This is a genomic window from Halomonas sp. YLGW01, assembly GCF_014840935.1.
GTDB lineage: Bacteria > Pseudomonadota > Gammaproteobacteria > Pseudomonadales > Halomonadaceae > Onishia.
This window is the reverse complement of record NZ_CP062005.1, coordinates 76,711-94,233: the sequence shown is the minus strand read 5'-3', so window position 1 is coordinate 94,233 and position 17,523 is coordinate 76,711. Positions and strand designations below refer to the sequence as shown.

15 protein-coding genes are annotated in these 17,523 nt (G+C 66.2%); 4 read left to right on the top strand and 11 right to left on the bottom strand.

Annotated features, from left to right (window positions below; genetic code table 11):
• Positions 1–55: 55 nt before the first annotated feature.
• On the top strand, positions 56–1,306 hold the full coding sequence (locus IEJ03_RS00420) for an ammonium transporter (protein WP_192035810.1): 1,251 nt from the start codon (positions 56–58) through the stop codon (positions 1,304–1,306).
• A 165-nt stretch (positions 1,307–1,471) separates the two neighbouring features.
• Entirely contained in the window at positions 1,472–1,810 is a 339-nt protein-coding gene (gene glnK, locus IEJ03_RS00415; protein ID WP_192035809.1) for a P-II family nitrogen regulator, read from the top strand.
• A 193-nt stretch (positions 1,811–2,003) separates the two neighbouring features.
• On the opposite strand, the gene IEJ03_RS00410 is transcribed toward glnK, so the two are convergent.
• Positions 2,004–2,780: a ferredoxin--NADP reductase gene (locus IEJ03_RS00410; RefSeq protein ID WP_192035808.1), complete on the bottom strand. Its 777-nt coding sequence runs from the start codon at positions 2,778–2,780 to the stop codon at positions 2,004–2,006.
• Between the two features lie 170 nt (positions 2,781–2,950).
• Here IEJ03_RS00410 and IEJ03_RS00405 point away from each other — a divergent pair, with 170 nt between their 5' ends.
• Complete coding sequence (locus IEJ03_RS00405; protein ID WP_192035807.1) at positions 2,951–3,877, top strand: LysR family transcriptional regulator; 927 nt, start codon at positions 2,951–2,953, stop codon at positions 3,875–3,877.
• A 24-nt stretch (positions 3,878–3,901) separates the two neighbouring features.
• Here the strand turns inward: IEJ03_RS00405 and IEJ03_RS00400 are convergent, their stop codons facing one another.
• The 4 genes from IEJ03_RS00400 to IEJ03_RS00385 all read right to left on the bottom strand — a co-directional run bounded on the left by IEJ03_RS00400 (position 3,902) and on the right by IEJ03_RS00385 (position 10,641).
• A complete protein-coding gene (locus IEJ03_RS00400; RefSeq protein WP_192035806.1) occupies positions 3,902–6,001 on the bottom strand; it encodes a methyl-accepting chemotaxis protein in 2,100 nt (699 codons plus the stop codon).
• Between the two features lie 43 nt (positions 6,002–6,044).
• Positions 6,045–7,892, bottom strand: a complete 1,848-nt coding sequence (locus IEJ03_RS00395) for a methyl-accepting chemotaxis protein (protein ID WP_192035805.1) — start codon at positions 7,890–7,892, stop codon at positions 6,045–6,047.
• A gap of 285 nt (positions 7,893–8,177) precedes the next feature.
• Entirely contained in the window at positions 8,178–10,070 is a 1,893-nt protein-coding gene (locus IEJ03_RS00390; RefSeq protein ID WP_192035804.1) for a methyl-accepting chemotaxis protein, read from the bottom strand.
• Between the two features lie 142 nt (positions 10,071–10,212).
• Positions 10,213–10,641, bottom strand: a complete 429-nt coding sequence (locus IEJ03_RS00385; RefSeq protein ID WP_192035803.1) for a host attachment protein — start codon at positions 10,639–10,641, stop codon at positions 10,213–10,215.
• 219 nt (positions 10,642–10,860) lie between these two features.
• Between IEJ03_RS00385 and IEJ03_RS00380 the strand changes: the two genes are divergently transcribed.
• On the top strand, positions 10,861–11,391 hold the full coding sequence (locus IEJ03_RS00380; RefSeq protein WP_192035802.1) for a hypothetical protein: 531 nt from the start codon (positions 10,861–10,863) through the stop codon (positions 11,389–11,391).
• Between the two features lie 119 nt (positions 11,392–11,510).
• Here IEJ03_RS00380 and IEJ03_RS00375 read toward each other — a convergent pair whose 3' ends face one another.
• From IEJ03_RS00375 to IEJ03_RS00350, 6 genes are all read right to left on the bottom strand, one after another.
• Positions 11,511–12,239, bottom strand: coding sequence for an amino acid ABC transporter ATP-binding protein (locus tag IEJ03_RS00375; protein ID WP_192037119.1), 729 nt, complete (start codon positions 12,237–12,239; stop codon positions 11,511–11,513).
• Positions 12,240–12,344: 105 nt separating this feature from the next.
• Positions 12,345–13,439, bottom strand: a complete 1,095-nt coding sequence (locus IEJ03_RS00370) for an amino acid ABC transporter permease (RefSeq protein WP_192037118.1) — start codon at positions 13,437–13,439, stop codon at positions 12,345–12,347.
• Positions 13,440–13,448: 9 nt separating this feature from the next.
• On the bottom strand, positions 13,449–14,639 hold the full coding sequence (locus IEJ03_RS00365) for an amino acid ABC transporter permease (protein WP_192035801.1): 1,191 nt from the start codon (positions 14,637–14,639) through the stop codon (positions 13,449–13,451).
• Positions 14,640–14,712: 73 nt separating this feature from the next.
• Positions 14,713–15,747 (bottom strand): amino acid ABC transporter substrate-binding protein, encoded by a 1,035-nt coding sequence (locus IEJ03_RS00360; protein ID WP_192035800.1) that lies wholly within the window; start codon positions 15,745–15,747, stop codon positions 14,713–14,715.
• 475 nt (positions 15,748–16,222) lie between these two features.
• Positions 16,223–17,086: a polyamine aminopropyltransferase gene (gene speE, locus IEJ03_RS00355; protein ID WP_192035799.1), complete on the bottom strand. Its 864-nt coding sequence runs from the start codon at positions 17,084–17,086 to the stop codon at positions 16,223–16,225.
• 62 nt (positions 17,087–17,148) lie between these two features.
• Positions 17,149–17,520: a VanZ family protein gene (locus IEJ03_RS00350; RefSeq protein ID WP_192035798.1), complete on the bottom strand. Its 372-nt coding sequence runs from the start codon at positions 17,518–17,520 to the stop codon at positions 17,149–17,151.
• Positions 17,521–17,523 lie beyond the last annotated feature (3 nt).

The following is a 17,523-nucleotide window of genomic DNA, read 5'->3' as shown; positions in this document are numbered from 1 at the left end:
AGTACCACCGTCAGCGTCACAACGACAAAGGCAACGCTGGCCCAGGAGAGTACCCATGATCGAACTTTCAGAGCTGACTTACGCGCTCGATACCTTCTACTTCCTCATCTGCGGCGTGCTGGTGATGTGGATGGCCGCCGGCTTCGCGATGCTCGAGGCGGGCCTTGTCCGTTCCAAGAACACCGCCGAGATCCTGACCAAGAACATCGCCCTGTTCGCGATCGCCTGCACCATGTACCTGCTGATCGGCTACTACATCATGTATTCCAGCAGTGCCGGCGGCTTCCTGCCGAACCTGGGCTTCCTGATCGGCAGCGAGAACACCCTGGACGCCATCACCGGCGGCGGTGACGACGCGCCCTATTACTCCATGCGCTCCGACTTCTTCTTCCAGGTGGTGTTCGTGGCGACCGCCATGTCCATCGTCTCCGGCGCCGTGGCCGAACGCATGAAGCTGTGGGCCTTCCTCGCCTTCGCGGTGGTCATGACCGGCTTCATCTATCCGGTATCCGGCTTCTGGACCTGGGGCGGCGGTTGGCTGTCCGAGGTCGGCTACTCCGACTACGCCGGTTCCGGCATCGTGCACATGGCCGGTGCGGCCGCGGCACTCGCTGGCGTGCTGGTGCTGGGTCCGCGCAAGGGCAAGTACGGCAAGGACGGCTCCATCTACGCCATCCCGGGCGCCAACCTGCCGCTGGCCACCATCGGTACCTTCATCCTGTGGATGGGCTGGTTCGGCTTCAACGGCGGCTCCGAGCTGAAGATGTCCGATGCCTCTTCCGCCAACAATGTGGCTCAGGTATTCGTCAACACCAATGCCGCGGCGGCCGGCGGCGTGATCGCCGCCCTGATCCTGGCCAAGCTGTGGTTCCGCAAGGCCGACCTGACCATGTGCCTGAACGGCGCCCTGGCCGGCCTCGTCGCCATCACCGCCGACCCGCTGTCGCCCTCCGCACTGGGTGCCGCCTTCATCGGTGCCATCGGTGGCCTGATCGTGGTGCTGTCCATCGTCAGCCTCGACAAGCTCAAGCTCGATGACCCGGTCGGCGCCATCTCGGTGCACGGTGTGGTCGGCATCTGGGGCGTCCTGGCCGTGCCGCTGTCCAACGACGGGGCCTCCTTCGGCGCCCAGATCATCGGCATCATCGGCATCTTCGCCTGGGTCTTCCTGGCCAGCCTGGTGGTGTGGCTGATCCTCAAGGCCATCATGGGCGTACGAGTCAGCGAAGAAGAAGAATACGAAGGCGTCGACCTGGCCGAGTGCGGCCTGGAAGCCTACCCCGAGTTCTACGTCGCCAAGAAGTGAGGCGACACACCGAGTGAGCTGGCGTGCTCCCCTGGCCCCCTAACGGGGGCCTTTTTTATTCCCGCCCGGTGCGGTGTATGCTTGAGGGCATGCTCGCGGGATCTGTCGCGTCGCCTGCCCCCGGCGGCCACCGCGCCCCTACCACCGAATGCAAGGAGAATGACCATGAAGCTGGTGACCGCCATCATCAAGCCGTTCAAGCTCGACGACGTCCGGGAAGCGCTTTCCGAGATTGGCGTGCAGGGCATCACCGTCACCGAGGTCAAGGGCTTCGGCCGTCAGAAGGGCCACACCGAGCTGTACCGCGGCGCCGAGTATGTGGTCGACTTCCTGCCCAAGGTGAAGCTCGAGGTAGCGGTGGACGATGCCATGGCCGAACAGGTGATCGACTCCATCACCCAGGTGGCCAACACCGGCAAGATCGGCGATGGCAAGATCTTCGTCTCGCCGCTGGAGCAGGTGATTCGTATCCGCACCGGCGAGAAGGACAAGGACGCCGTCTAAGCTCGAAGCTCGAAGCTCGAAGCTCGAAGCTCGAAGCTCGAAGCTCGAAGCTCGAAGCTCGAAGCTCGAAGCTCGAAGCTCGAAGCTCGATCAGCCTGACGCTGCCCTTACCCATGAAAAACCCCGTGGCCAAGGCCACGGGGTTTTCTTTCGCCTTCCCGCCGCTGAGCGGCGCTCTTCAAGCGTCTCAGGCTTACTTCTCGACGAAGGCTCGCTCGATCACGTAGTCGCCGGGCTCGCCCAGGCGCGGCGAGATCTTGAAGCCCAGGTCGTCGAGCAGGGCGCTGGATTCGTCCAGCATCGCCGGGCTGCCGCAGATCATGGCGCGGTCCTGCTTCGGGTCCAGCGGCGGCAGGCCGGTGTCCTCGGCGAGCTTACCGCTGCGGATATGATCGGTCAGGCGACCCTGGGTGTGGAAGGCCTCGCGGGTCACCGTCGGGTAGTAGACCAGCTTCTCGGCGATCTCCTCGCCCAGGTATTCGTGCGCCGGCAGGTCCTTGGTGATGAAGTCGGCATAGGCAAGTTCGCTGACGGTGCGCACGCCGTGGATAAGCACGATCTTCTCGAAGCGCTCGTAGACCTCCGGGTCCTGGATCAGGCTCATGAAGGGCGCGAGGCCGGTGCCGGTGGACAGCAGGTAGAGGTTGCGGCCCGGCAGCAGGTCATCGGTGACCAGGGTGCCGGTGGGCTTGCGGCTGACCATGATCTGATCGCCGACCTCGAGGTGCTGCAGGCGCGAGGTCAGGGGACCGTCGGGCACCTTGATGCTGAAGAACTCGAGGTGATCCTCGTAGTTCGGGCTGGCGATGGAGTAGGCGCGCATCAGCGGCTTGCCCTCGACCTCGAGGCCGATCATCACGAACTGACCGTTCTTGAAGCGCAGGCTGCGTTCGCGGGTGGTCTTGAAACTGAACAGGGTGTCGTTCCAGTGATGGACGCTCAGGACTTCTTCCAGGGCAAACTTGCTCATGACCGGCTCCTTAGATTCCCGAGACGCGAATCGTCTTATATTCCAAAGACGAATAACGTCGCCGAAGATTTTGATGATTGAATTCTAAGAGCCGACAACCTATCTGTTAAATGGTTTGTATGGATAACACTTATCTATAATGTAGATATACCCCGCTACCGAGAGTGACCATGCGCTATACCCTGCGCCAGCTCGAAGTCTTCGTCGCCGTCGCCCAGCACGAGAGCGTCTCCCGGGCCGCCCGGGAGCTTTCACTGTCACAGTCGGCGGCCAGCACCGCGCTTGCCGAGCTGGAGCGCCAGTTCGACTGCCAGCTGCTCGACCGAGTCGGCAAGCGCCTCAAGCTCAACGCCCTGGGCTTCCAGCTACTGCCCAAGGCGGTAGCGCTACTCGACCGAGGCGAGGAGATCGAGGAATTGCTGCGCGGCCAGCACGGCATCGGCTCGCTGGACGTCGGCGCCACCCTGACCATCGGCAACTACCTGGCCACCCTGCTGGTCAGCGACTTCCTCAAGGCGCACCCGGACAGCCGGGTGCGTCTGCAGGTGGGCAACACCCAGAGCATCATCGAACGGGTGGCGCAACATGAGCTGGACCTGGGACTGATCGAGGGCGACTGCCAGCACGAGGCGCTGGTGATGCAGCCCTGGGTGGAGGATGAGCTGGTGGTGTTCTGTGCGCCTCATCACCCCCTGGCGGGAAGCGGCGCGCTGGACATGGATCGCCTGCTGCGCGAGGACTGGATCATGCGCGAGCAGGGGTCGGGGACCCGCTTGACCCTGGAGCACGCCGCCCGCCATCGCCGTGGCCGCTTCAACATCCTGCTGGAGCTGGAGCACACCGAGGGCATCAAGCGAGCGGTGGAGTCCGGGCTCGGCATCGGCTGCGTGTCGCGCCTGGCGTTGCGCGATGCCTTCCGCCGGGGCAGCCTGGTGGCGCTTCCCACCCCGGAGCTCGACCTGCGCCGCCAGTTCTCCTTCATCTGGCATCGCCACAAGTACCTGACCACCGGCATGCGCGAATACCTCAAGCTGTGCCGGCAGATGACCGCCGGCATCCAGCGCAGCGACCAGATTCCCCTGCCCGTCACCCCATGAGCGGCGCCTCGCCGGGGGCCGCGATCAGCGCTGTCCGGGTGAGGCCAGGGCCGGCCGCTCGGTTTTCTCGCGCAGGGTGAAGCCGGCCACCGCCTCGGCCAGACGATCCGCCTGATCCTTCAGCTGCTCGGCGGCGGTGGTGGATTCCTCGACCAGAGCGGCGTTCTGCTGGGTCATGCGGTCGAGTTCCGAGACCGCGACGTTGACCTGGCCGATACCGTCGCTCTGCTCGCCGGTGGCGGCGGTGATCTCGCCCAGCACGTCGGTCACTCGCGTCACGCTTTGAACGATCTCCTCCATGGTCTCGCCGGCGGCGCGCACCTGGGCGGCGCCTTCCTCGGTGCGCGCACTCGAGGTATCGATCAGGCCCTTGATCTGCTTGGCGGCGGAGGCCGAGCGACTCGCCAGCTGGCGCACCTCGCCGGCCACCACCGCGAAGCCGCGGCCCTGCTCACCGGCCCGGGCCGCCTCCACCGAGGCGTTCAGCGCCAGGAGGTTGGTCTGGAAGGCGATGCCGTCCATCACCGTAACGATCTCGCTGATCTGGGCCGCGGAGTCGCGGATGCCCTGCATGGTATCGACCACCTGGCCGACCGCCTCGCCGCCGCGACGGGCGACCTGGGAGGCGGACTCGCTAAGGCCGTTGGCCTGGCGAGACGACTCGGCGGTGTGCTCGACGGTGCTGGTGATCTCTTCCATCGAGGCCGAGGTCTGCTGCAGGCTCGAGGCGGCGTTCTCGGTGCGCCGGGACAGATCCTGGCCGCCGTCGGCGATCTCGGTGGCGGCAATACGCACCGATTCGCTGCTGTCGCGCACGTCGAGCAATACGTCGTTCATCTTGGCGACGAAAGCATTGAACTGGGTGGCGAGTTCGGCGGCCTCGTTGCGCCCCCGCACCGGCAAGCGGGCGGTCAGGTCGCCCTCGCCGGAGGCGATGTCGCCCATGCGCTCGGCGAGCTGGCGCAGCGGCCGGGCGATGCTGCCGCCGACCATCCAGATCGCCAGCAAGCCCAGCAGGGCAATCACCAGCCCCATCAGGGCCATGCCGACCAGATCCGCCTGACGCTTCTCGGCGAGCTGGCCGCGCAACTCGATGAGCCCCGCCATCACCACCTGTTCAGGCAGGCGAATCGACAGCACCCAGGTCTCCTCGCTGCCGCCGATGGTGAAGGGCCAGGTCAGCTCGAAGCGCTCACGCTCGACGTTATAGGCGTATTGCACCCCGCTTTGCTGAGCGGCATTCAGCTGCGCGGCCAGGGCGTCACCAAGCACCGCCTCGGCTGACTGCCCCAGCTTACCGGGATGCCCAGTGGAGCCGACCATCACCCCCCGAGAAGCCATCAGTGCCATGCTACCGGCGCCGTCATACAAGTCGGCATTGGCCTTCTCGAGCCAGCCCTGGATGAAATCGACGCCCAGGTCGACTCCCGCCACGCCGCGGAAGTCGCCATCGACCAGGATCGGCGCATTGAAGGAGGTCACCAGCAGGCGCTGGCCGTTATAGTCGTAATAGCGGGGATCGATGATGCAGGTACGCTCTGTTTCCCGCGGGCAGAGATAGTACTCGCCGTTACGCAGCCCCTGATCATCTCGCGTCTCGCTTTCCATGGTATCGCCCAGCGGCAGCACCTCGATCTCACCCTCACCGTTGCGATACCACCAGGGCATGAAGCGCCCGCTGCCGTCGTAGCCCTCATCGGTCTTGCCGGTGAAAACGGCATCGTTGCCGAAGGCATTCGGTTCCCAGCCGATGAAGGCATCCAGCAGGTCGGGATTCTGGACCACCAGATTACGCGCCAGGTTCGAGAGCTCGTAGCGGCTCAATACCACACGGGCCTGGCCGTCCTCGTCGCGCTGCCCCATCAGGGCATTGGTATCGGCCAACTGCTCAGCCAGCAGCAGGGCCCGCTCGAGTCGACGCTGAACATCCTGACTCTGGGCCTCGGCCAGCGCCATCAGTCGCTCCCGTGCATTCTCGCGCAACAGCTCGCCGGTGCGAGCCTCGACCAGGGTCTGGGAGCGGGAATTGGCCATCATCGCATAGCTCACCAGCGCGGCGACCACGATCAAGATACAGGTCCCCACCAGCAGGGTGACGAAGGACCGCAGAGATTTGAAACGCATCAAATTGATTCTCTTAGGACAAATAGGCAGTGGGTCACCACGCTCAAGTCAGCCGTGGCATGGCCGAGCGGTGATCACCCTGATCCCTCTCGCGCAGGGTGAAGCCGGCCACCGCCTCGGCCAGACGATCCGCCTGACCCTTGAGCTGCTCGGCGGCGGTGGTGGACTCCTCGACCAGAGCGGCGTTCTGCTGGGTCATGCGGTCGAGCTCCGAGACCGCGACGTTGACCTGGCCGATGCCGTCGCTCTGCTCGCCGGTGGCGGCGGTGATCTCGCCCAGCACGTCGGTCACCCGAGTCACGCTTGCGACGATCTCCTCCATGGTCTCGCCGGCGGCCCGCACCTGGGCGGCGCCCTCCTCGGTGCGGACGCTGGAGGTATCGATCAGCCCCTTGATCTGCTTGGCGGCCTCGGCACTGCGTGAAGCCAGCTTTCGCACTTCGCCGGCCACCACCGCGAAGCCGCGGCCCTGCTCACCGGCCCGGGCCGCCTCCACCGAGGCATTGAGCGCCAAGAGGTTGGTCTGGAAGGCGATGCCATCCATCACCGTGACGATCTCGCTGATCTGGGCCGCGGAGTCGCGGATGCCCTGCATGGTATCGACCACCTGGCCGACCGCCTCGCCGCCGCGACGGGCGACCTGGGAGGCGGACTCGCTGAGGCCGTTGGCCTGGCGAGACGACTCGGCGGTGTGCTCGACGGTGCTGGTGATCTCCTCCATCGAGGCCGAGGTCTGCTGCAGGCTCGAGGCGGCGTTCTCGGTGCGCCGGGACAGATCCTGGCCGCCGTCGGCGATCTCGGTGGCGGCAATGCGCACCGATTCGCTGCTGTCGCGCACGTCGAGCAGCACGTCGTGCATCTTGGCGATGAAGCGGTTGAAGGCGGCGGCGATCTGCGCCACCTCGTCGCGCCCCTGCTCCGGCAGGCGCCGGGTCAGGTCGCCCTCGCCGCTGGCGATGTCTTCCAGGGCATCGCGTGCCCGCTCCAGGCCGGCGAAGGCGCGCTTCAGCCACAGGCCCAGCAGCAGGGCGGTGATGGCAGCGATGATCACCAGCGTCATCACGGCAGACTCGAGCACGGCTCGCAGGCCGGCGGTGGCTTCGTCCTCATCCAGCACCACGCCAAGCTCCCAGTCAGTGCCGGCGACCGGTGCCACGACGAGCCGCTTGGCGTCGCCGTCGATGCGAACGGGCTCCCAGGCATCAGCCTGATGCCCCAGCCGTGCGATGAGCTCGGGTGTCAGGCTATCGCTGACCGCCGTCAGCCGCTGCTGGATCAGCTCGGCGTCGGGGTGGGCGATCAGGGTCTCGCCGCCGCGGCTCAGGAAGGCGAAACTCGACGGGGTCGGGCGAATCGCCGCTACCTCGGCAATCAGGTCATCGATCACCACATCCGCCCCGATGACCCCGGCGAGGCGACCGTCGCGCTTGACCGGGGTGGCAAAGGAGACCACCTGCTTGCCGCTGACGGCATCGACGAAGGGCCGGGAGATGATCGTGTCGTCACGGGCGACCGCATCGGTGTACCAGCCACGGGTTGTCGAATCGAAGTCGTCGGGAGCGTCCCAGCCATCGGAGGTCATGATGCTGCCATCGGGGCGCCCGATATAGGCGGACAGGAAGCCGCCGGACTCGGCCAACTGGATCAGGGCGGTGAGCGGGTCATCGCCCATCACCGGCTCGCGGGTCGCTTCCATCATATCGGCACGAGCCCGGGTCCACTCCTCGATGGCTCGAGCATTGCCACTGGCTACCGCATCGAGCTGTTGGCCGATCTGCGCTTCGTTGTGAGTCTCGAGAGTCAGGTAGCTGACAGAGGCATTGATGATCAGCGCCAGGGCGACCACCACCAGGGTGACCGCCAGAATGCGCAGACGAAGGGAGGACAGCATGAAGAGAGTCTCGCTATGCAGTGAAGTCGGACGCGGCAGGCCTTCCTGGCCTTGCCGTCGGCACCCATGCTATCGGCGACGGCAGGCACGACTTTAGGCGCAGTCGGCGAATCTTGCTCCATGATGGTGCATAGCGGAGTGAACGCACACCGACTGGGGAAAGAACGCGACATAAAGGTGACGCGAGGGCGCACCCCACCCCGGCCATGCGATGGCCAGGGGTGGGGTGAGGAGTGGGATATGGCGATGTAAGAAAGGGCTCGATAGAAAGGAAGGGCCCGTGACTCAGGCGTAATCGAGGCGCGGGCGTGGCTGAGACTGACCATCACGTTCGACCAGCCGGGGCTGCTCGCCGTGCGCGGCGTCGGAGGTCCTCTCGCGCAGGGTGAAGCCGGCCACCGCCTCGGCCAGACGATCCGCCTGATCCTTGAGCTGCTCGGCGGCGGTGGTGGATTCCTCGACCAGAGCGGCGTTCTGCTGGGTCATGCGGTCGAGCTCCGAGACCGCGACGTTGACCTGGCCGATACCGTCGCTCTGCTCGCCGGTGGCGGCGGTGATCTCGCCCAGCACGTCGGTCACTCGCGTCACGCTTTGAACGATCTCCTCCATGGTCTCGCCGGCGGCCCGCACCTGGGCGGCGCCCTCCTCGGTGCGAGCGCTGGAGGTGTCGATCAGCCCCTTGATCTGCTTGGCGGCCTCGGCACTGCGTGAAGCCAGCTTTCGCACCTCGCCGGCCACCACCGCGAAGCCGCGGCCCTGCTCGCCGGCCCGGGCCGCCTCCACCGAGGCGTTCAGCGCCAGGAGGTTGGTCTGGAAGGCGATGCCATCCATCACCGTAACGATCTCGCTGATCTGGGCAGCGGAGTCGCGGATGCCCTGCATGGTATCGACCACCTGGCCAACCGCCTCGCCGCCGCGGCGGGCGATCTGGGAGGCGGACTCGCTGAGGCCGTTGGCCTGGCGAGACGACTCGGCGGTGTGCTCGACGGTGCTGGTGATCTCCTCCATCGAGGCCGAGGTCTGCTGCAGGCTCGAGGCGGCGTTCTCGGTGCGCCGGGACAGATCCTGGCCGCCGTCGGCGATCTCGGTGGCGGCAATACGCACCGATTCGCTGCTGTCGCGCACGTCGAGCAATACGTCGTGCATCTTGGCGACGAAGCGGTTGAAGGCGGCGGCGATCTGCGCCACCTCGTCGCGCCCCTGCTCCGGCAGGCGTCGGGTCAGGTCGCCCTCGCCGCTGGCGATGTCTTCCAGGGCATCGCGTGCCCGCTCCAGGCCGGCGAAGGTGCGCTTCAGCCACAGGCCCAGCAGCAGTGCGGTGATGGCGATGATGATCACCAGCGTCATCAGGGAAGACTCGAGAATGGCCTGCATGCCGGCGGTGGCCTCGGCCTCGTCCAGTGCCACCCCGAGATGCCAGTCGGTGCCGGCGATGGGGGTCACGGACAGTCGCTTGCGCTCCCCACCGACTATCACCGACAGCCAGTCATTGCGGGTATCGCCCAGGCGCGCAACGGCGGCCGGCGTCAGGGCCTCGCTGATGCGGACCAGCGGCTCGAGGGTCAGCTCGGCATCGGGGTGGGCGATCAGGGTCTCCCCGCCGCGGCTCAGGAAGGCGAAGCTCGACGGCGTCGGCTGAATGCCGTTTACCTGACCGATCAGCTTGTCGATGACCACATCACCCCCGATCACCCCATGCAGGCGGCCGCCGCGCCTGACCGGCGTGGCGAAGGTGACCACCACCCGGCCACTGTTGGCGTCCACATAGGGCGGCGACACGATGGTCGCGTCCTGCTCGGTGGCGGCGAGGTACCAGCCGCGCTGGCGCGGATCGTAGTCATCGGGCGGCACCCAGCCGTCCGAGGTGGTCAGGGACCCATCCGGCTTGCCGAGATAGGTCGACAGGAAACCGCCGGACTCGGCCAGCTGGATCAACGCCGTGACCGGCGCGTCGCCCTGCACCGGCGTACGGGCCGCTTCGACCATGCTGGTGCGGGCGGCGACCCATTCCTCGATCGCCATGGCATTGCCGGAGGCGATCGAGCCGAGCTGCTCGGCAACCTGTTGCCGGTCGTGGGACTCGACGGTCAGATAACTGACGGTGGCATTGATCACCAGCGCCAGGGCGATGACCGCCAGGGTGATGATCAGGATGCGCTTGCGGAGGGAGGAAAACATGGAGGGGCGCCCTCGAGTAGCCGGATGTTGTGTTATTCGGTCGCAAACAGCTGAGTATTAAGGTGTTTGCCATATCTGGCCTATCGGCAAGGGCGCCCGTTTCTTGAGTCGCCGACCGGCCATGCAGGCGATGCGAAACTATCTAGCGCAGGTCGCTGACTGCCTCCTGAATGGTGGCGAGGCTGGCCTTGGACAGATCCTTGGAAAGGCTATGAATCACCCGGTGGGCCGTCGGGCCATCGAGCTTGTCGCGCAGCTGACCGAGGAAGCGTGGCGGCGCCACCAGGATCAGCTTCTCCAGGTCGTTCTCGACCCGGGCCCGGTAGAGGCGCTCGGCGACTTCCTTGGCGAAGCGCTCGGCGTGATGCTGGGTGGCCACGTTCTCTCCCCCGGAGGCGCTGGCGGCCGTGGTCGACGACTGATGCACGTCTCCCCCGTTGTCGGTGACCAGATCCCCCTCGTGCAGGCGTCCCTCGGCATGCACCAGGCTGTCATGCTCGACCAGCGTGAGCGCATCCCGGGTGAAGACCCGCGCCCGGGCGGCATCGGCCACCAGAATATAGGTTGTCATCGCAGTTCCTCGGTTGAGTGAAACGGCCTCGTCCAGCATCTGTACCCTCTATGGAGCGTGGCAAGGGCCCGGGAGGGCGTCAACTGCGACTCGTCGGCCAGTGGCGACAGGATGCGTGACCGGGGCGCTGTGCTAGAATCCCCGCCCCCAGGAAGGCATCCCCAGACCCATCACTGCGGTCATGGCCCGCCCCCATCCCCGTCAGTGGAGACGTTTTCGATGCGCAATCTGTTGCTGATGCGCCGCCCCTTGCCCCGCGGCCTGCTGGTCTCGTTACACCTGCTGAGCCAGCTTGGCGTACTCGCGACCGGCGGGCTCTGGACTCGAGAGGCTCTGGCGCCCCTCGCTACCACGCCGCTCGGAGACCAGTGGCCGATGCTGGCCCTGGGCAGTGGCGCGACGCTGGCCGCCTGCCTGCTGGTGCGCATGCTGTTTGAACTGCTGATGACGCCTCATCACGTCCAGGCCATGCTCCAACGCCGCGAGTTGCCCTTCACCCGCTCCACCCGCCGGCGCCCGGCGGTCCACGACGAGGCCGACAGCTGGGTGGGCGAGGCGCGCCGGGTCACCCCGGTGACCGATACTGCGTACACGCCGGACGAGCCGGCCGCCGCCCCCGTCGTTCCTGCCACTGAAGCACCGGCGCCCGCGGCCCAGGCGCCCTGGCCAAGGCCCCGGGAACCGCAGCTGGACCTGGCCGCGACCGCCTGGCCGGGCGAGTACGCCCCTCAGAGCGAGCCGCGGCTCTGACGCAGGCCACATCGTCTGCTGATAGCCGCCACCATGAGCGCCACAAACGAGACGCCCCCGCAGGCTGGCCTGCGGGGGCGTCTCGTTAAGCGCGGTTGGCTGCGCCGGAGTGACCGACCTCAGTGACCGAGGATCTGGCTCAGGAACAGCTGGGTCCGCTCGGACTGCGGATTATTGAAGAAGGGCTCCGGGGCGTTCTCCTCGATGATCTGGCCCTGGTCCATGAAGATCACCCGATCGGCGACGGTCTTGGCGAAGCCCATCTCGTGGGTCACGCAGAGCATGGTCATACCCTCTTCGGCGAGCTCCACCATCACGTCGAGCACTTCCTTGATCATCTCGGGGTCCAGCGCCGAGGTCGGCTCGTCGAACAGCATCACCTCCGGGTGCATGCACAGCGAACGGGCGATCGCGACCCGCTGCTGCTGGCCGCCGGAGAGCTGGCCCGGGTACTTGTGCGCCTGCTCGGCGATGCGTACCCGCTCGAGGTACTGCATGGCCAGGGCCTCGGCCTCGCGGCGCGGCTTCTTCTGCACCCAGATCGGCGCCAGGCTGCAATTCTCGAGCACCGTCAGGTGCGGAAAGAGGTTGAAGTGCTGGAACACCATCCCGACGTGGTGGCGGATCTGTTCGATGCGCTTGACGTCCTGGGTCATGGCCATGCCATTGACGACGATCTCGCCCTGCTGGTGCTCCTCGAGGTGATTGATGCAGCGAATCATCGTCGATTTGCCGGAGCCCGAAGGCCCGCAGATGACGATGCGCTCGCCGCGCTGGACGGTCAGGTTGATGTCGCGCAGCACGTGAAAATCGCCGTACCACTTGTTCAGGCCGCGCATCTCGACCATCGGGGTGTCATGGCTCTTGGCCGCTTGTGTCGTCATGCTGAATATCCTTGTTCTTGTGGGCGACCGCCCGCCGGGCGGACGGTCGCCAGCCGCGCCTGTGCGCGTCTAGTGGCCGGTGTGCAGCTTGCGTTCCAGGTACTGGCTGTAGCGGGACATGCCGAAGCAGAAGACCCAGAACACCAGCGCCACGAAGACATAACCCTCGATGGAATAGCCCAACCAGTCGGCGTCGGCCAGCGCCGCCTGCACGATCGCCAGCAGGTCGAACAGGCCGATGATCAGCACCAGCGAGGTATCCTTGAACAGGGCGATGAAGGTGTTGACGATGCCGGGGATCATCATCTTCAGCGCCTGGGGCAGCACGATCAGGCCCATGCGCTTCCAGTAGCCCATGCCCAGCGCCGCGGCCGCCTCTTCCTGGCCCTTGGGAATCGCCTGCAGGCCCCCGCGCACCACCTCGGCCATGTAGGCGCTCTGGAACAGGGTGATGCCGATCAGGGCGCGCACCAGCTTGTCCATGTCGACCTCGGTGGGCACGAACAGCGGCAGCATCACCGAGGCCATGAACAGCACCGTGATCAGCGGCACGCCGCGCCAGAACTCGATGAACACCACCGAGACGCTCTTGATGATCGGCATCTTCGACTGGCGACCCAGCGCCAGCACCACGCCGATCGGCAGCGCCGCGACGATCCCCACCACCGCCAGCACCAGGGTCAGCATCAGGCCGCCCCAGCGATGGGTCGGCACCGCCGGCATCCCGAACGAGCCACCGTGCAGCAGGTAGAAGGCCACGATCGGGAAGGCCACCAGGGTCACCACCGCCGCCAGCTTCTTGGCCGGCAGGCGGGGCAGCGCCAGCCAGGCGATCAGCACCGCGAACAGCACGAAGGTGAGGTTGACCCGCCAGCGCAGTTCACTGGGGTAGAAGCCATAGATGAACTGCTCGAAACGGGCCGAGATGAATACCCAGCAGGCACCGCCTGAGCTACAGGCCTCGCGGCTGGTGCCGATCCAGTCGGCGTCGATGATCGCCCACTGGATCAGCGGCGTGAGGCCCGTGATCAGCGCCCAGATCGCCAGCAGCGAGAGCACGCTGTTGATCGGCCCCTGGAAGAGGTTGGCACGCAGCCAGGCGATGGCGCCGATGCTGCGCTTGGGCGCCGGACGGGCGTCCACCATGGTCGTGTTTAAGGTCAGTTTGTTCACTTATCGCTCCACCAGCGCCATGCGCGCGTTGAACCAGTTCATGAACATCGACACCAGAAGGCTCAGCGTCAGGTAGACCGCCATGGTCATCATGATCACCTCGATGGCCTGGCCGGTCTGGTTGAGCGTGGTGCCGGCGAACACGGACACCAGGTCCGGGTAGCCGATGGCGGTGGCCAGCGACGAGTTCTTGATCAGGTTGAGGTACTGGCTGGTCAGCGGCGGAATGATCACCCGCATCGCCTGGGGGATCACCACCAGCCGCAGGGTCATGCCGCCGGAGAGCGACAGCGCCCGTGCGGCCTCGGTCTGGCCGTGGGAAACGGCCTGGATGCCCGAGCGCACGATCTCGGCGATGAAGGCGCCGGTGTAGATCGACAGGGCCAGCCACAGCGCCAGCAACTCCGGCAGCACCGTGATGCCCCCCGAGAAGTTGAAGCCCCCGAGGGTGGGAATGTCCCAGTCAAGCGGCATGCCACTGGCGCCGAAGGTGAGCGCCGGCAGACCGACGATCAGCCCGACAGCGATCCAACCGGCGGGCAGCCGCTCTCCGGTCGCCTCCTGGCGACGGCGATTCCAGCGCACCAGCACCAGGGCCGCGATGACCGCTACGGCCAGCGCCACGAAGGTCCAGACCAGCCCCGATTCGCCCACCGGGGCGGGCACGACGAGGCCGCGGATATTGAGGAACACGGCCTCACCGAGGCTCATGCTATTGCGCGGCGAGGGCAGGCTGCGCAGCACGGCGAAGTACCAGAAGAAGATCTGCAGCAGCAGCGGAATGTTGCGGAAGATCTCGACATAGGCACCGGCCAGCCTGGCGATCAGCCAGTTGGGCGACAGCCGCGCGATGCCCATCAAGAAGCCGATCACCGTGGCCAGCAGGATGCCCAGCGCCGAGACCAGCAGGGTGTTGAGCAGCCCGACCACGAAGGTGCGCCCATAGGTGCTCTGGGGCGTGTAGTCGATCAGGCTCTGGACGATGCCGAAGCCCGCGGTGTTGTCGAGGAAGCCGAAACCGGTGGTGATGCCCCGGGCATCCAGGTTATCGAGGGTGTTGCCGACGATGAAGCCGATCACCGCGAACAGTGCGGCCAGCATCAACGCCTGGAAAAGCAGCGCCCGCTTGGCGGGATCGCGCCAGAACGGCGGCGTCTCCCCGCGAGGAGGGGGCGAGGAAGGAGTAGTCATGGAAGATCCTCTCCACTAGCGATGACACAACGACGGACCCCGCCCCCAGGAGGGGCGGGGCCTGTGGAGAGATTTAGCGGATCGGCGGTGCGTACTGGACGCCGCCATCGGTCCACAGGGCATTGATGCCACGCTCGATGTTGAGCGGTGAATTGGCACCGACGTTGCGGTCGAAGACCTCGGCGTAGTTGCCCACCTGGCTGACGACGTTATAGGCCCAGTCGGCCGGCAAGCCCATGGCCTTGCCGAAATCACCCTCGCTGCCCATGAAGCGGGCGATGCCCGGCGCGTCGGAATCCTTCAGCTCGTCGGCATTTTCGCTGCTGATGCCCATCTCCTCGGCATTGAGCATCGCGAACAGGGTCCACTTGACGGCGTTGAACCACTGATCGTCGCCCTGGCGGACCACCGGGCCCAGCGGCTCCTTGGAGATCACCTCCGGCAGCACCTTGGCGCCATCGGGGTCGGCCAGCTTGATGCGCAGGGCATTGAGCTGGGAGGTATCGGAGGTCAGGACGTCGCAGCGACCGGCCTCGAAGCCACCGACGGTCTGGTCGGAGGTGTCGAAGACCACCGGCTCGAAGCTCATGTCGTTGGCCTGGAAGTAGTCGGCCAGGTTGAGCTCGGTGGTGGTGCCGGACTGCACGCAGAAGGCCGCGCCGTCGAGCTGCTTGGCGCTGTCGACACCCAGGTCCTTCTTGACCAGGAAGCCCTGGCCGTCATAGAAGCTGACGCCGGTGAAGTTGAGGCCCAGGGTGGTGTCGCGGGTCGCGGTCCAGGTGGTGTTGCGCGACAGCACGTCGATCTCGCCGGACTGCAGCGCGGTGAAGCGTTCCTTGGCGTTCAGCGGCACGAACTGCACCTTGGAGGCATCGCCGAACACCGCGGCGGCCACCCCGTGACAGACATCCACGTCGATGCCTTCCCAGTTGCCCTGATCATCGGGCGAGGAGAACCCCGGCAGGCCGGTGCTGACGCCGCAGACCACCTGACCCCGTTCCTTGACGGCATCGAAGGTCTCGCCGGCCTGGGCGGTGCCGGTTGCCAGCAGGGTGGCGACCAGGGCGGTGGCGGAACACAGCAGGGTCTTCTTGTTGTTGTGCAACATGGTTATCCCCTTGGATTGGGTGAGTTGTTGTTGTCATGCTCGTGGCATGTGGAGCGACAGTAGCAAAGCCCCTTCCCGCGCTGGTAGAACAGGCCGACAACCTTTCTTCAACGCAACCACCAGCACGAGCCCACGCACAGACAACCCAAATGGCGCAGAAGCCGCTTTTGCACAGCAACTTAGCAGCATCATCCGAAAGTCGTAGAACGTTGATTGACGCCTGCTGCTCGCGATAAGGCCATGACAGGCGAGCGGCCATTCAACGTTCGGCAGAGAGCCGTACGGGCAATGGCGAGGAGGCGAGGAGGCGAGGCAGGAGCGGCCCGAGAGGCCGAGCGGGGATCGGGGCTGGAGTCGGAGAAAGGATCAGGGCAGGGGTTAGGACAAAGGGGCCGTGACAACGGCCGACGGCTCATCACGAAGCGCCGCCGGCGTCACACCCAAACGGCACCGGCGCGGACCGGTGCCGGGAGGATCACGCCTCGAAGGCGCGGCGCATGAAGGGCGGCAGTGCCAGGGCACCGCGATGGGCCTCAGGCGTGTAGTAGTCACAGGCAAGGTCGCCGGCCGCCGCATCGGCCTCGCGGAAGCGGCTCACGTCGGCCCCCTTGCCCGCCAGGGTCACGCTCCACCAGCCCGAGGGGTAGACCGGCTGCGGGAACGGCAACGTGGCCACGCTCGTAAAGCCGGCGGCACGCATGTCGCGGCGCAGCTCCCGGATGATGCTGCCGCTGTGATAGAGCGGCGATTCGCTCTGCTGCACCATCACTCCACCCTCGGCGAGCAGACGATGGCAACGCTTGAGGAAGTCGACCTTGAACAGCCCCTCGGCCGGGCCCACCGGGTCGGTGGAATCGATGATCATCACATCGACGCTCCCGTCGGCGGCCTCGTCTACCCACTTGACCCCGTCAGCGAACAGGAGCTCGGCGCGGGGGTCGTCATTGGACTCGGTCAGCGCCGGGAAGAAGCGCTCGGCGGCACGGGTCACCTCCTCGTCGATGTCGATCTGGGTGACATGCTCGACCCCCGGGTGCTTGAGCACCTCGCGCAGGGTGCCGCAATCGCCGCCGCCGATGATCACCACCCGCCTGGGTGCCGCGTGGGCGTAAAGCGCCGGATGGGCGATCATCTCGTGATAGAGGAAGTTGTCGCGATCGGTCAGCATCACGCAGCCATCGAGCACCATCAGATTGCCGTAGGTCTCGGTGGCGTAGACCTCGAGGTGCTGATAGGGGCTGGTGACGTCCAGCAGCTTCTCGCGAACCTTGAGCGAGAAGGCGCTGCCGTGGCTGTCGAAGACTTCAGTGAACCAGCTGGCATCGAGGGGTTGGGTCATCGGGGCTCTCACAATCGGGTAGAGACAACAGGGGAGGCGCTGTCGCCGAGGCGACAGCGCCGCTAGGCGTCGAAACGCCGCAAGTAGCGGCGCGACAGGGCCAGCACGGCCAGGCCCAGCAGGGCGCCAAGGGTGTTGGCCAGGATATCGAGGGGATCGCCGCCCAGGCGCCCGGGCACCGGCCATTGGGCCAGCTCGATGGCGATGCCGTAGACCACCACCCCGACGAAGGCGGGCCGAGCATTGATCCCGGCGAGGCCCACCAGGCCGGCGAGCCCACCATAGCCAATGAAGTGATTGGCCTTGTCCCAGGGCAGGCGTTCGGGCATCTCGGCGCCGGGGGTCAGGCTGCCCAAGGCGATCACCAAGGCCGCCAGGACGGCGAGCCCGGCCCAGAGACGCCGGCGCTCATGCAGGCGAAGGAGCCACTCCATCGC